The following is a 14,775-nucleotide window of genomic DNA, read 5'->3' as shown; positions in this document are numbered from 1 at the left end:
AACGATTTGACGTTCTCCAGACACTGTTGGGTGATTGCTTAAGTTCTCGGACTTCCTTCAACCTTCTCGTGCTCCTCTTCCTGAAGCTTCCGCCAAAGAATCTTTCCGCTGTTTGTTGTCGGGAATTCAGTTTTGAACTCAACCATGCGCGGATATTTGTAAGCCGCCATTCGCTCTTTTGACCAGTTTATGATTTCTTCTTCAGTGATGTTTCCTTTATAAGAATCATTCAAAATGACGAAAGCTTTAATGTTTTCACCTTTACGCGGGTCAGGGACTCCGACGACGCAAGCTTGCTGGACAGCCGGATGATCATAGAGAGCTGATTCTACTTCCGTCGGCCAAACATTGTATCCGGAAGCATTAATCATTCGTTTTAGCCGATCAACGATGAAGAAGTATCCTTCCTCGTCAAAACGGCCAATGTCTCCAGTACGGAAAAAAGACTTGCCTTCGATTTCGACAAAAGCACTCTCATTTTCGTCCTCCCTGTTGTAATAACCCACCATCACCTGAGGACCATGGACTACAATTTCGCCAATTTCACCGACGTCCACTTCTTCATTAGTACCCGGCTGTAAGATACGGGCATCGACGTTAAAGGAAGGCACACCAAGACATTGCATCTTCGGTCTGTCAGGCGGATTGAAGTGCGTCTGGGCAATCGTTTCGGATAGACCGTACCCTTCAACGAATTCAAGGCCGGTCAACTGATACAGCTTTTCTCCAACGGCTTTTGGAAAAGCAGCCCCTCCACCTGAAATGGCATATAGAGAACCCAAGTCCTCTGATTTCACTTTCGGATTAGCAAGAAAATCGATGAGCATCGTACTGATGGTAACCCAGTGCGTACATTGCTGATCGCGAATTAACTGACGGGCCGTTTCCCTGTTCCAGCGCGTCATAATGACCATCGAGTTCCCACTGAAAATCGGGATATGCATACTCTGCACCATCCCTGTCACATGGAAGAATGGCAAGGTCGCGAGGCTCTTCGAGTCCGTGGTAGGACGAGCCCAATAAAACCCGCCAAGCGTGTTAGCTTGAACCGTCCGGTTTGTGTGCATGCAGCCTTTTGGTAGACCAGTCGTGCCTGAAGTGTACGGCAGAACGGCAAGGTCATCAGCTAAAACCTCCACTTCACTCGGCTCGGCTTTTGTTTGCAGTGCTTCCGACCAAACGTGGAGATGATCATCATCTAATGAAGCAGCAGGAGCTTTAACTTCAGCTGGTAGATGATCCTCAAGGCCCTCTCCAGCATAATCAGAGTAAGCAGCGACGATTAAATGTTTTAAGGTTGTTGTTTCTGTAAGGGAGTTAGCCGTATCGATGAACTCCTGTCCGATCAGACCATTTTGAATCGTACAGTCCTTCACATAAAACTCAAGTTCCTGTGTTTTTAGCATCGGGTTGATAGGTACGACGACAGCTCCCGCGCGAAGGATGGCGTAATAACTGATTACAAATTGTGGGGAATTTTGCATAAATAAGAGCACCTTTTCCCCTTTTTCCACATGAAGATGCTGCTGCAAATATCCAGCCAGGGTATCAACCTCTTCCTTTAACTGACGGTAAGTAATTGAATTCCCGTAATAATAGATGGCTTCGTTCTCAGGATATCGGATTGCTGAGACAGCTAAATTATCATAAATAGAAGTTTCCGGAACCGTGATGGTCTTCGTAAGCTTCGGCCAAAAATCAAAATGATTCGTTTGCATGAAACGTCCCCTTTACTCTATTTTTCCAGTTGGCGAACCTTTTGTAAGCGTTATCATTTCGTGCTAGACTAACCTGTTATTTGATTAGCCATCCCCCATCCACGAGCAAATCTGATCCTGTCATATAAGAAGCTTCTTTAGAAGCAGCAAAAGCGATGACCTGAGCGATTTCTTCCGGTTTACCTACTCGCCCTAATGCGGTATTTCTTTTGATCGCCTGTTCAAACTTCCCATTTTTCAGCCCCTCTTCCGTGAGCGGTGTTTCAGCAAAGCCTGGGGAAACGGAGTTCACTCGAACTCCATGAGGAGCTAATTCGAGTGCAAGAGACTTGGAAAAATGAATGACAGCCGCCTTTGAAGAGCTGTAATGAGGGATTTTCGCCCCTGCTTTATGTCCGGACAAAGAAGCGACATTGACGATCGCTCGATTACTTTCCTTCTGATCTTCATCGATCATCAAGCGTCCAAGACTTTTAGATACGAGATAAACACTTTTTACATTGGCATCCTGGATCCGGTCCCATTCTGATGCTTCCATCTCTAAAATGGTTGTATTACCTGAGGTACCCGCATTGTTAATCAGTACGTGGAGCTCTCCGTAATTATCTTGAACAAAATCTCTCAGCGCTTCTATATCTTCTTCTTTTGTAACATCTGCTTGAAAAACAACCGCTTTTGAGTCCTGTTTCTCATTGATGATGGCAGCTACCCGCTCGAGTTTCGACGGCGTCCGTCCAACTAAAATGACGGTCGCCCCATCTTCGGCAAGCAGCAAAGCTGTCTGCTCTCCGATTCCGCTTCCTGCGCCGGTCACAACGGCAACCGTGTCTGTAAATCGTTCCATAGGTAAATGACCTCCTTTTCTTCAACTGAGGACAAGGTGACTTTCCAATACAGAACGGAGATCTGCAGGAATAGACTCACTTTTCTGTGTTTCATAATTGAAATGAACGATCGTTGCTTCTGCTTCCGCGATCACCTCTCCCATATCCTCCGTCTCGATGCGATGGCCGAAGCGAAAGCTTTTATTTCCGATGTTGGAAACCCACGAAGAGATGGTTAAGGATTGTCCAAAATAAGCTTGACTGACAAAATCGCATGTCGTTGAAGCAATAATGAATCGGCCGAACGAATTGGAATGATTCGGAATCACTTCTTCAAAAAATTTGCCTCTCGCTTCTTCTAAGTAAATGAAGTAACTCGTATTATTCACGTGTCCTGCCATATCTGTTTCACAAAACCGAACTCTTACAGGCACTTCATATTTCAAGAGCTCACCTCCATTCTGACCAGTTAGTATGTTATAAGTAGAATCTCCCATTGACGGGGAGAGGCCTTACGCTTTTTTGTCGATGCCATGCAGGATCATTTCAAGATAGATGGAAGTCAATTCTTCCTCTGAGACTTCACCGTCAGGGTTATACCAGTAGTAACTCCAGTTCGTCATCCCGAGTATTCCACGGGTGACCATATCAGGACTCAAGTGATTCTGAAAATCCCCTTTTTCCATACCTTCTTCCACTAATGTCTGGAGATTCTTCCGAAACTGATCCCTTTTCTGGATGTTCTGGTCCAAATATTGCCCCTCAAGATTGCGCATTTCTCTAAAGAATATTCTCGCACTCTTTTTTCTGTGCTTAATGCTTGAGATAACCATTAAGATCATGGACCTTAGCTTTTCCCTGCTATCCTTTGACTCATCGTTCAGTATTTCCTGCTGTCTCTCCAACAAATATTCAATGAAATTAAGGTGGATATTTGTTAAAAGCTCTTGTTTATTTTTGAAGTAATAATAAAACGTTCCTTTTGTTACACCAAGCTCATCCACAATTTCCTGAATTGATGTTTCGGTGAACCCTTTTTTATCAAACAGATGAATGCTGATATCCATGATTTTTAGTTTCATAGGTACATTGTCCTTTCATTTAGGGATGATATAACATTATAACATTCCTAAATCTCGCAAAAACTTCGATTTTCTACTCGCGTTCGAGAATCATAGCGATGCCTTGGCCGCCACCGATACAGGCGGTAATCAACGCATATCTTCCGCTCGTCCGTTTCAATTCGTAAATCGCTTTCGTTGCAAGGATCGCTCCCGTTGCTCCTAGCGGATGTCCGTGGGCAATAGCCCCGCCATTGACGTTCACCTTTTCCATATTCATCTGTAGTTCTTGATTACATGCTAATACTTGAGCAGCAAATGCTTCATTGATTTCAATAATATCCATGTCCTCAAGGCTTAGACCCGTTTTCTCTAACACGGTTTGGGTGGCAGGCACAGGTCCGATTCCCATAATGTTTGGATCAACTCCAGCAACTGTGCAAGCCCTGACAGTGGCCAATGGAGATACACCATCTTCCTCTGCTTTTGCTCTCGACATTAACGTAAGCGCAGAAGCTGCATCATTTAGACCAGAGCTGTTCCCCGCCGTTACTGTTCCATCTTCAAGAAAAGCCGGCCGCAGCTTAGCCATTCCTTCCAGCGTCGATTGAGGCCGTGGATGTTCATCTTCTTTAAATACAACCGGGTCCCCTTTTCTAACAGGAATCTTAAGCGGAACAATTTGTTCTTTAAATCTACCGTCTTCCATAGCAGCAGCCATGCGTTCCTGACTCTGCTGGGCAAATCGATCGGCATCTTCTCTCTTAATCTCGTATTTCTCTGCTAGATTTTCTGCTGTAATCCCCATTGGCGGATCTCCAATTTCTTTAGGAGATAGTTGAGATTTACTGAATTTCGGCGGGGCTGGACTATAGGCTCTTTCAGGTCGATCCATCAAGTAAGGAGCACGGCTCATACTTTCTGTGCCTCCAGCTACATACACGTCTCCATCACCTGCTTTTATTGCCTGCGCCGCCAAATGAATGGCATTTAACCCCGAGCCACACTGCCTGTCAACCGTTAAACCTGGGAGCTTCATAGAAAGTCCTGTCTGCAAAGCAGAAAGCCTAGCTACATTCCCTCCACCGCTCAACACATTCCCAAAGATGACATCTTCAATGGATTCTGGATCAACCTTAGCCCGCTTGACGCTTTCCTTAATAACCTCTGCTCCTAATACGTGAGCAGGAACGGTAGCCAGGGCACCTCCCTGCTTGCCAATAGCCGTTCGAACAGCTGACACGATTACCGCATCTCGTTGTGTCATCGTTTCACTCCTTTTTGTAAAATGCCTTACATAGCATGTGTACCGCCATCTACAATGACTACATCTCCGGTGATGTGCTTGGAAGCTGGTGCAGATAAGAAAATGGCAGCGCCTTTCAAGTCATCTTCACCACCGAATTTTCTTAGTGGTGTGCCTTCTATAAATGTATCCTTCCCTCTATCCATAAGCACTTTAGACATTTTTGTCGGGAAGAAACCTGGAGCGATCGCATTCACACGGATGCCTTTAGGTCCCCATTTAACAGCTAAATCTTTCGTAAATGTAAGAACAGCCCCTTTGCTGGAGTTATAACCGATCGTATTCATATACTTTGGATCAGAACCTTTCAAGCCAGCAACAGAGGCAATATTAATAATCGTGCCTTCTCCCTGTTCAAGCATCACTTTTCCAGCCAACTGCGACATGAGAAAGGTACCCGTAACGTTTACATTAAAGACTTTTTGCCAGGCTTCCAGTGGCATCTCCTCCACAGGAGCTCCCCATGTGGCACCACTGTTGTTGACGAGAATATCGATTCTGCCAAAGTGATCGACCGTTTGATCGACGAGCTCTTGCATACTATCGGGGTTTGTTACGTCACACTCAAGAGCAAGGGAATCAACCCCGAGTTGTTTAAGTTTTTCACTTACTTCTTTACAAGCATCCACCTTTCGGGAACAAACCACCACGTGAGCTCCAGACTCGGCTAGCCCTTCAGCAATTTGCTTTCCGAGTCCTCTTCCTCCACCTGTCACAATAGCAACTTTGCCGGTCAGGTCGAAAAGCTCTTTAGCGTGCATGGACAGCCCTCCTGTGCTCGGACTTTTTCAATTCATATTTAGCAACGGCTCTACGGTGAACTTCATCAGGACCATCAGCAAGCCTTAGCGTACGAATATTCGCCCACGCCGCTGCAAGCGGAGTATCCTGACTTACACCAGCCGCACCAAAGGCTTGGATTGCTCGATCAATAACTTTTAAAGCCATATTCGGAGCAACTACCTTGATCATGGCAATCTCAGATTTTGCTTCCTTGTTGCCGACTGTATCCATCATGTGAGCGGCCTTTAAAGTAAGCAGGCGGGCCTGTTCAATCTCGATTCTGGAATCAGCGATCCATTCTCGGATCACTCCCTGCTCAGCTAAAGGTTTTCCAAACGCCTCTCGTTCCTGCACGCGGTCACACATCACTTCCAGCGCACGTTCCGCAGCACCGATCGTCCGCATACAGTGGTGGATTCGTCCAGGCCCCAACCGTCCTTGTGCAATGGCGAACCCTTTACCTTCTCCCCAAATCAGGTTGGAGGCAGGGACACGCACGTCTTTAAACTCAATTTCCGCATGGCCATGAGGAGCGTGATCATACCCAAAAACAGGCAGAGTACGTTTAATGGTAACTCCTTCAGTATCGAGCGGTACAAGAATCATCGATTGCTGATCATATTTTGGGGCATCCGGATCATTTTTTCCCATCACGATACTCACTTTACAACGCGGATCCCCGGCTCCTGAAGACCACCATTTCGTACCGTTTATTACGTACTCGTCACCATCTCTTTTAATCTCTGTTTGGACATTGGTTGCATCCGATGAAGCCACATCAGGTTCTGTCATAGAAAAGCAGGAGCGTATTTCTCCTTCAAGCAAAGGTTCAAGCCACTGTTTCTTCTGCTCTTCCGATCCATAACGAACGAGCACTTCCATGTTCCCCGTGTCCGGTGCGGCACAATTGAATACTTCAGGTGCCAGACTTGAACGCCCCATGATTTCACAGAGAGGAGCATATTCCAAGTTCGACAAATCAGCTCCGTACTCGCTATCTGGCAGGAAAAGGTTCCAAAGGCCGGCCTCTTTCGCCTTTGCCTTTAATTCTTCCATGATCGGAGGGATGTCTGAAAAGCGGTCCTGTTGGTTCAGCTGCTCTTCATACACCGATTCGTTCGGGTAGATATGCTCTTTCATAAAAGCATTTAAGCTTTCCTGCCACTGTTTAACTTTAGGTGAGTAATCAAAGTCCATGAGATTCCTCCTTAATATGTAGGGACTTTTCTGGAAAACAAGACTTTACCTTTAATTACAGCTTCATCGTTCTGATTGACAGCCTGTACATCAAAGGCCATTTCATGTTCATCCTCTTCCACTAGAACCGCATGTAAGGTAAGCACATCTCCGAGGAAAACCATGCCTTTGAATCGAATCGAGTAGTCCTGAATGAATCCTTCTTCATAATACAGTGTGAAAAGTTTGGCGAGATTTCCCATCGTCCACATACCATGGGCAATGATACCTGGTAAACCAGCTTTTTCTGCCTCTTCATCAATAGTGTGGATCGGATTATAATCACCGGAAGCACCTGCATATTTGATCAAATCGATTCTAGAGACAGGTTCAAGAGTCACTGGTTCCAGTGAATCGCCTTTTTGCAATGTCGTTATTGCACTCATACCTTCATCTCCTTTCGCACAGCTTCCGTGATAATGACCGTTTGCTCTTCAGAAAATATAAGCCCTCCATCAAAATCTGTGCCGTATCTTTTCACTTTCAAAAAGCCCATATCCCCGCTTTTTCCGCTTCGTTCATAGTAGTCTTTCACTTCGGTATAGCAAAGAATGTCTTCCCCTACGAGCAGCGGCCGTTCATAGTGATAGATTTGCTCACCGTGAATTAAACCTTTAGAAGGAAGTTTCAGCTCATCAATAGCTCCATAATCAAAGACTCGTGGAAAAGTTGGTGGAGCGATGTTCGCTCTGTAAGGAGACTGCCTGCCCGTCTCCTCATCAATAAATATGGGATGCGGATCACCAATAGCTTCTGCAAAACTCTTGACTGCGCCACGCTCCACAGTGTTTTTCACTTTATCGGACTGTTTACCAATCGTATGTTCAAACATATTACGCCCTCCTTGAATTAATCTTTTGGACCCCCTGCAACATACAGCACCTGGCCGTTGACGAACGACGACTTCTCGTCCGCATAAAAGGCAACTGCATTTGCAATATCTTCAGGCTTTCCGCTTCTTGCAACTGGGATATTGGCCACACTGTGCTGAATTAGTTCTTCAAAGGAAATTCCGATGCGGGCAGCTGTCTCTTTTGTCATTTCGGTTTCAATAAAACCGGGAGCGACTGCATTGGCCGTGATCCCAAACTTCCCTAATTCAATGGCCAGGGTTTTCGTAAACCCTTGAAGACCAGCTTTTGCTGTAGCATAATTTGCCTGGCCACGGTTGCCGAGTGCTGAGGTCGAAGAGATGTTAATGATGCGGCCATACTTGTTTTCCACCATGTATTGCTGAGCTGCACGCGCAGCATTAAAGGAGCCTTTTAAGTGAACATCCATCACCGTATCCCAATCGGAGTCCGTCATTTTGAATAACATGTTATCACGTATAACTCCGGCATTGTTCACAAGGATGTCAAGAGAACCGAACTTGTCATAGACTTCTTTCATCGCATTTTGAACCTGTTCGAATTCCACGACATTTGCTACCTGACAATGAACCTCGTATCCCTGTTCCTTGAACTCACTCTCCGTTTCAGAAAGGGCTTCTTCGTTCACATCGATAATCGCCACTTTAGCTCCCTCTTCTAAGAACCGTTGGGATATCCCTTTTCCAATTCCTCGGCTGCCTCCTGTTACAAAAGCAACCTTATTATTAAATCGTCCTGCCATCATAAATCCCTCCCTGGTAAGATCTTTCTTAGCCGATTTTTACGTGTCCTTTTAACAGATTCCTGGAAATAATCAAGCGCTGAATTTCGTCCGTCCCATCATAAATCCTCCATAAGCGCGCTTCACGGTACCAGCGTTCAATCGGCAATTCTCTTGTGTACCCCATTCCGCCATGGATTTGCAGTACACGATCAACGACCCTGTTCCCCATATTGGCTCCGTACAGCTTAGCGATAGAGGCTACATGCCTGTTGTCCTCACCCTGGTCAAGCGTGAAGGCCGCATTTAAGACGAGCCATTTTGCTGCTTCAATTTCCACCGCTGAGTCAGCAATTTGCCACTGAATGGCTTGGCGCGTTGCGATTGGTTTTCCAAACGTTTCACGTTCATTAGCGTAATCGATCGCCATGTTCAACAACCGCTCTGCCGCTCCAACTGCTCTTGCTCCCACAATCCACCGGGCAAAGCCAATCCATTCAAGACCAAGATCATAACCGCCATGAACCTCACCTAAAATGTTCTCTTCCGGGACACGAACGTTATCAAATACAAGTGCAGCTGGTCCCCATTCGCCCATCGTATGGATGTATTCTGACTTCCATCCCATATCACGGTCCACAATGAAGCACGTCACTCCTTTACGGCCGCCGGAAGATTTGTGCAATTCTCTGTCAGTAATCGCAATCGCCATCGTAAAATCAGCTTCGTTTCCTCCAGTGATAAAAGTTTTTTCTCCATTTAACACCCATTCATCGCCTTCTTTTACAGCGGTCATGCGAATATTTCTCGTGTCCGAGCCTGCCCCAGGCTCCGTCATTGCGAAGCAGGATTTTTTCTCACCATTAATCGTAGGAAGGAGATATTTTTCTTTTTGTTCTTCATTACCGTAATACAAAATATTATCGGCGGAACCTCCAAACTGGAAAGGAACGAATGTGCGTGCCACTTCCATCTGAACGATGGCAAGCATCATTTGCCCTAAGTCGGCACCTCCGTATTCCTCCGGAGTGTTGATTCCCCAGAATCCTGCTTCTTTCGCCTTCATTTGCAACTCTTGCATTTTATCTTTGGAAATACTAGGCTTTCCTTCTCTCTCGTTTCGCAGTACTTCATTTTCAAGTGGGATCAATTCTTTTTCCACAAACTTACGGATCGTTTTTTGAACCATTTGTTGTTCATCCGTTAAACGTAAATGCATTCAACTATCCCCAATCTTTAAGTTTTTTAGAAAATCCATGATGTTTTCTATAAGTAGGTAATACATACCTACCGGTTAGTATGTTTTATTTTATATTATTTGAAATTTTCGGAAAATACAACATGTATTTTGAAATTTCTTGTCAATCTATCTTTCTAATTACCAATCAGGTACCTAAAGTATTTTCTCTGAAGCACCATTAAAATGTGTAAACCTACAATAATCATCAATTATATACATAAATAATTGTGCAAATATCCATATAGTTTAACTCAAAGATGATCTAAAATTAAAGTAAAGCTATTTTTTCCAAAGGAGACTTTCCATGTTCACAGATCAAGTCAAAAAGCAATTAGAGGATATTGTTGGCGAAAAAAATGTAGCTGCTTCGAATGCAAGCAAATTGGCGTATTCGTATGATGCTACCCCCCAATTTCAGTCTCTTCCTGATGCTATTGTTTCTCCGAAGAACACGCAGGAAATAGCTGAAATTATGAAACTATGTAACGAAAACAAGGTTCCCATCGTGCCACGAGGTTCCGGAACTAACCTGAGCGCTGGAACTACTCCGATTGATGGAGGTATCGTTTTATTATTCAAGCATATGAACAACATTCTTGAAATCGATGAAAATAATTTGACGATTACGACCCAGCCAGGTGTGAACACCCTTCACTTAATAACTGAAGTAGAAAAATTGGGTTTGTTTTACCCGCCTGATCCTAGTTCAATGAAGATCTCTCAAATTGGAGGAAATATCAACGAAAACTCCGGAGGGTTAAGAGGTCTGAAATACGGTGTTACCCGCGACTATGTCATGGGTCTTGAAGTCGTTCTTCCTAATGGGGATATCATTCGGGCGGGTGGAAAGCTTGCCAAGGACGTTGCCGGATACGATTTAACGAGATTATTTGTCGGCTCCGAAGGCACCTTAGGAATTGTTACGGAAATAACACTTAAACTTTTGCCTCTCCCAGAAACGAAAAAAACGATGCTTGCCTTATATGAGGATATACACGCAGCAGCCCAGACGGTCTCGAAAATATTATCGAATCGCATTATTCCAACCACTCTTGAATTTCTAGACCAGCCTACCTTAAAAGTTGTGGAAGATTTCTCAAACATCGGATTACCTACTGATGTCAAAGCCGTGTTATTAATTGAACAGGATGGAGACGCTCAATCCGTGGACAAAGACATACATAAAATGGCTGAAATTTGTAGAGAGAACCATGCCATTCAAGTAGATGTAGCAAAATCACCGGAGGAAGCAGAGGCTCTTACGACTGCAAGGAGATCAGCCTTATCTGCTCTGGCAAGATTGAAACCGACAACCATCCTTGAAGATGCCACGGTACCTCGCTCTGAAATCGCAAATATGGTCGAGGCGATCGCCATAATCGCAGAGAAATATGACGTCGATATTTGTACATTCGGTCATGCAGGAGATGGAAACCTTCACCCAACCTGCCTGACAGATGTCAGGGATAAAGAAGAAATTCATCGAGTGGAACAAGCATTTGAAGAGATTTTTGAAAAAGCTGTGGAGCTGGGCGGAACCATTACGGGAGAACATGGGGTTGGTGCAATGAAAGCTGACTATCTGCACCTCAAGCTAGGCGAAGCAGGTATTGGTGCAATGAGAAATATTAAAAAAGCATTCGATCCAAACAATATTATGAATCCAGGAAAAATCTTTGCGAAGAACAGTCCAAAAAGAGTGGTGGTGAGTCAATCATGAATACGAAAGAAAAAGAAAGAATCCAGCAGGATTTTAAGGAAAAAATGGACTATGATGAACTATTAAATTGCATGCGCTGTGGATTTTGTCTGCCCAGCTGTCCCACTTATATCGAATCTGACTATGATGAAGTTCATTCGCCAAGAGGACGAATCGCCTTGATGAAAGGGGTTGTCGATGGAGTCATCGAACCAGATGAAGATGTGAAGCAATCGCTTGATATGTGTCTTGGCTGTCGAGCCTGTGAACCCGTTTGCCCCGCAGGCGTCAACTATGGCCACCTGCTTGAACAGGCAAGGGACGTCATCTATCAGAATAAAGATCTGCCTAAACATGTGAAGGCGATACGCAATGTCGCCTTTAAAGGTCTGTTTCCTCATCAAAACCGGATGATCGGGGTTACAAACTTATTAGGATTTTACCAACGCTCCGGCGTGCAACAACTGACTAGAAAATCGGGAATCATGAAGCTGTTTCCAGATTCACTTCGTACAATGGAAAAGGTTCTTCCAGAAGTACCTAAGCGGAAAGAAATGAAAAACAGACCACGCTATTACAAACCGCTACAACAAAAAAAGAAAAAAGTCGCCTTCTTCTCAGGCTGCCTAATGGACACCATGTTCCTCTCCACCAATAATGCAACCGCAAAACTTCTTCAGTACGCCGGCTGTGAAATCGTGGTCCCTGAAAATCAAGGATGCTGTGGAGCGTTGCACGGACACAGCGGTGAAAAAGATCAGGCTAAAGAGTTAGCCAAAAGAAATATTAAAGCCTTTGAAAAAGCAGAAGTCGACTATATCATCACGAACGCAGGAGGATGCGGAGCATTTTTAGTCGATTATAAGCATCTTTTAAAGGACGAAGAAGAATGGAAAGAACGTGCAGAAAACTTATCTTTAAAAATCAAAGATATTAGTAAAATTTTAGTAGAGCTCGACTTTCATAAGAAACCGTTAAAGTTAGACCAGCAAATCATCACCTACCAGGATTCTTGTCATTTAAAAAATGGTCAGAAAACATTCATTGAACCAAGACAACTGCTTGAAGCGATTCAAGGGTCCAGTTACGTAGAAATGAAAGATGCTTCAAGGTGCTGCGGCTCAGCAGGGATTTATAATCTTGTCCAGCCGGAAATGTCTATGCAAATATTAGATTATAAAATGGAAAAGACAAAAGAGGCAAAAGCCAAAACAGTAGTCACAGCCAACCCAGGCTGTCTTTTACAAATGAAACTGGGAATAGAAAGAGAAGGGCTCAGTGAAGAAGTGGAAGCCGTTCATATCGTTGATTTACTGTTAAAAGCTTATGAAGAAGCAAATATATAATCCATCAGCCCCTGCCTTATTTCCTGCAAGGCAGGGGTGATTTTTCACGCAAATTACTGAGAACGAGAGTGATGCAAATCTTCTCCAATAAAGCTCAAAGCAATATAAAATAAAGTAATGCCCTCCGAGTTCCGGGGGTCCAGCGTAGTAAGATCCTTGATTTGTTTTAGCCGATAATGAAGGGTATTGATATGAATGTTCATAGCGTTTGCTGTATCTTTAACCGATTGATTTTGAAGTAAAAACACCTTTAACGTATGCAATAATTCAGGTTTATCTTGAATTCCAGATAATACACGGTTTGTAAATTCCTCTTTCGTGTCTCCGCTGATTTCTTCTAACACAATATCAAGTACAAGCTCTTCATACATCACAATGTGTTGCTTGCTTAAGGCAACCTTTAATGCTTTTTCCGCTTCTTCGTAAGCTCGGTGCAAATCGTAAGTGATCGTGGATTTACTCATTCCCGCACAAAGGTTTATTTCATAATTCGTCTTGAAGTACCTTTTCCATCTATACAAATGTTCTCGAATGTCCTGTTTCGGCTCATCCTCTCTCACATGTTTAAGTAATAGATACCTCCCCTCTCCCCAGCGAATGAACATATCGTTAGCATTTTTAGGAAAAAGGTTTTTGAACCAATCCATCATGGCTGCGTCCACTCTTTGTTTTTCTTTGATTGAGCGGACTTGAAATAATATACACAGATAAGGCTTCCCGATTGATACCCCTAAGAGCTGTCCTCTATGTATGAACGTCTGATCGACTTCCTTTGAAAACACCCACTCATAGAAATAGGCTTCTAACCCCCTGCTTTCTGATTCTTTCTGTTCTGTATAATACGTCTCTCGAATCATAAGTTCTGTCATTTTACGAAGGAGTTCAGCGAAACCTTCAATCTGAGAAGGTGGTCCCGTAATCCCAAGTACTCCTATGACCCTATTTTCAAAAAATATAGGCAAGTTAATTCCAGCTTTAACTCGGCTAACCTTCAACGCCTCGGCTTCAGTAATATAATATTTCTGCCTGGTCTGGACGACTCTGTGAGCAATTTCGTGAAAGTCTCCAACGCGATCTACTTTTGTGGAAGCGATGATTAACCCAGTTCGGTCAACGACGATCAAATCTTCATTTATAACTAAACTGACTTCCTGAATAATCTTCTCGGCGAGTTCTGGTAATAACTGCATTCTCAATACCTACTTTCTCTTTTATCCTATTTGTCTATTATATAGAGGTTTAAAGGAGTGACAAACTTTTATAATACTTCTTCAAATCTTCAAATTAAAAGAGCTTTGCATCTCTGCAAAGCTCTAATTATCTACCCTATTTAGCATCAATTTTTCCTAAGAAGAAACCATCTACATCTTCAGCTTTCCCTCTCCAAAAGAATTTCTCCTCAGAAGGTGTTGGCAGAGAGTCGCCATTGTAAACCTGTGCATCTTTGAGATGAATAAATTTGATTTCATCCTGATCCGATTCTTTTGCAGATTGACTGGCTTTCGATAATTTTTCACTAATGGACTGGGAAACGTCATTGCCATCTTCCAACGACCTGCTGATCGACTCTAAATATTTTTGGGCGGATACCGTTGTGCCCGTCACGAGCGCTCCATTAACGTTCAATGTAATATCCAGAGAAAAATCTTGTTGATTAGCCGCTTTCACGAATGTTAACAACAAATTATCCATTACTTCATCCCCTTTTTATAACTTATTTGTATCATCTTTAGAAGAAAGCCCCGTCTTCACATCTTGGGAACTATCAGATCCAGCTGTCTTTTTTTCATTTTGTTCATTCAGATCGTTCTGGTCACTTTGATTGTCTTCTTCAGAGGAAGCGGCTGCTTCTTTTGAACCGTCCTGATCATCTGAAGAGTTTTCTTCTTTGCTTTCAGGTGACTTTTGGTTCGTTTGCTCCTTCTTGTCGCTCTCATCATTTTGATCGTCTTCTTCAGAGGAAGCGGCT

The 14,775-nt window shown here is 43.7% G+C and carries 15 protein-coding genes and 1 pseudogene; 2 read left to right on the top strand and 14 right to left on the bottom strand.

Going from position 1 to position 14,775, the window contains the following annotated elements; genetic code table 11:
- Window positions 1-38: 38 nt before the first annotated feature.
- From ACRYKC_RS10110 to ACRYKC_RS10060, 11 genes are all read right to left on the bottom strand, one after another.
- The gene (locus tag ACRYKC_RS10110; protein ID WP_433806613.1) at window positions 39-1,718 is read right to left on the bottom strand and encodes a long-chain fatty acid--CoA ligase; all 1,680 of its coding nucleotides are present in this window, start codon (window positions 1,716-1,718) and stop codon (window positions 39-41) included.
- Window positions 1,719-1,794: 76 nt separating this feature from the next.
- The gene (locus tag ACRYKC_RS10105; RefSeq protein WP_433806612.1) at window positions 1,795-2,562 is read right to left on the bottom strand and encodes an SDR family NAD(P)-dependent oxidoreductase; all 768 of its coding nucleotides are present in this window, start codon (window positions 2,560-2,562) and stop codon (window positions 1,795-1,797) included.
- A gap of 21 nt (window positions 2,563-2,583) precedes the next feature.
- The gene (locus ACRYKC_RS10100; RefSeq protein ID WP_433806611.1) at window positions 2,584-2,988 is read right to left on the bottom strand and encodes an acyl-CoA thioesterase; all 405 of its coding nucleotides are present in this window, start codon (window positions 2,986-2,988) and stop codon (window positions 2,584-2,586) included.
- Between the two features lie 66 nt (window positions 2,989-3,054).
- The gene (locus tag ACRYKC_RS10095; RefSeq protein WP_433806610.1) at window positions 3,055-3,624 is read right to left on the bottom strand and encodes a TetR/AcrR family transcriptional regulator; all 570 of its coding nucleotides are present in this window, start codon (window positions 3,622-3,624) and stop codon (window positions 3,055-3,057) included.
- A 73-nt stretch (window positions 3,625-3,697) separates the two neighbouring features.
- Window positions 3,698-4,870, bottom strand: a complete 1,173-nt coding sequence (locus ACRYKC_RS10090) for a thiolase family protein (protein WP_433806609.1) — start codon at window positions 4,868-4,870, stop codon at window positions 3,698-3,700.
- Between the two features lie 26 nt (window positions 4,871-4,896).
- The gene (locus tag ACRYKC_RS10085; RefSeq protein ID WP_433806608.1) at window positions 4,897-5,670 is read right to left on the bottom strand and encodes an SDR family oxidoreductase; all 774 of its coding nucleotides are present in this window, start codon (window positions 5,668-5,670) and stop codon (window positions 4,897-4,899) included.
- Window positions 5,660-6,889: an acyl-CoA dehydrogenase gene (locus ACRYKC_RS10080; protein ID WP_433806607.1), complete on the bottom strand. Its 1,230-nt coding sequence runs from the start codon at window positions 6,887-6,889 to the stop codon at window positions 5,660-5,662. Before ACRYKC_RS10080 ends, ACRYKC_RS10085 begins: the two co-directional genes overlap by 11 nt.
- Before the next feature lie 11 nt (window positions 6,890-6,900).
- Window positions 6,901-7,314, bottom strand: a complete 414-nt coding sequence (locus ACRYKC_RS10075; protein ID WP_433806606.1) for a MaoC/PaaZ C-terminal domain-containing protein — start codon at window positions 7,312-7,314, stop codon at window positions 6,901-6,903.
- A complete protein-coding gene (locus ACRYKC_RS10070) occupies window positions 7,311-7,760 on the bottom strand; it encodes a MaoC family dehydratase N-terminal domain-containing protein (protein WP_433806605.1) in 450 nt (149 codons plus the stop codon). Before ACRYKC_RS10070 ends, ACRYKC_RS10075 begins: the two co-directional genes overlap by 4 nt.
- Window positions 7,761-7,777: 17 nt before the next feature.
- A complete protein-coding gene (gene fabG / locus ACRYKC_RS10065) occupies window positions 7,778-8,542 on the bottom strand; it encodes a 3-oxoacyl-ACP reductase FabG (protein WP_433806604.1) in 765 nt (254 codons plus the stop codon).
- A 28-nt stretch (window positions 8,543-8,570) separates the two neighbouring features.
- Window positions 8,571-9,740, bottom strand: a complete 1,170-nt coding sequence (locus ACRYKC_RS10060; protein ID WP_433806603.1) for an acyl-CoA dehydrogenase family protein — start codon at window positions 9,738-9,740, stop codon at window positions 8,571-8,573.
- Window positions 9,741-10,065: 325 nt separating this feature from the next.
- Here ACRYKC_RS10060 and glcD point away from each other — a divergent pair, with 325 nt between their 5' ends.
- Window positions 10,066-11,481 carry a glycolate oxidase subunit GlcD gene (gene glcD / locus ACRYKC_RS10055; RefSeq protein WP_433806602.1) on the top strand — a complete coding sequence of 472 codons (1,416 nt, stop codon included), beginning with the start codon at window positions 10,066-10,068 and terminating at the stop codon, window positions 11,479-11,481.
- A complete protein-coding gene (locus ACRYKC_RS10050; protein ID WP_433806601.1) occupies window positions 11,478-12,806 on the top strand; it encodes a (Fe-S)-binding protein in 1,329 nt (442 codons plus the stop codon). The genes glcD and ACRYKC_RS10050 overlap by 4 nt, the downstream gene beginning before the upstream one ends.
- 53 nt (window positions 12,807-12,859) lie before the next feature.
- On the opposite strand, the gene ACRYKC_RS10045 is transcribed toward ACRYKC_RS10050, so the two are convergent.
- The 3 genes and pseudogenes from ACRYKC_RS10045 to ACRYKC_RS10035 all read right to left on the bottom strand — a co-directional run.
- Window positions 12,860-13,996 (bottom strand): CdaR family transcriptional regulator, encoded by a 1,137-nt coding sequence (locus ACRYKC_RS10045; protein WP_433806600.1) that lies wholly within the window; start codon window positions 13,994-13,996, stop codon window positions 12,860-12,862.
- Between the two features lie 136 nt (window positions 13,997-14,132).
- Entirely contained in the window at window positions 14,133-14,498 is a 366-nt protein-coding gene (gene gvpU / locus ACRYKC_RS10040; RefSeq protein ID WP_433806599.1) for a gas vesicle accessory protein GvpU, read from the bottom strand.
- A gap of 15 nt (window positions 14,499-14,513) precedes the next feature.
- A pseudogene (locus tag ACRYKC_RS10035) lies at window positions 14,514-14,775 on the bottom strand (hypothetical protein); the annotation flags it as partial.

The sequence above is a fragment of the Halobacillus sp. A1-3 genome (genome assembly GCF_050971765.1).
GTDB classification, from domain to species: domain Bacteria; phylum Bacillota; class Bacilli; order Bacillales; family Halobacillaceae; genus Halobacillus; species Halobacillus mangrovi_B.
The sequence above is the reverse complement of the archived record's forward strand: the minus strand, read 5'-3'. Positions and strand labels throughout refer to the sequence as shown.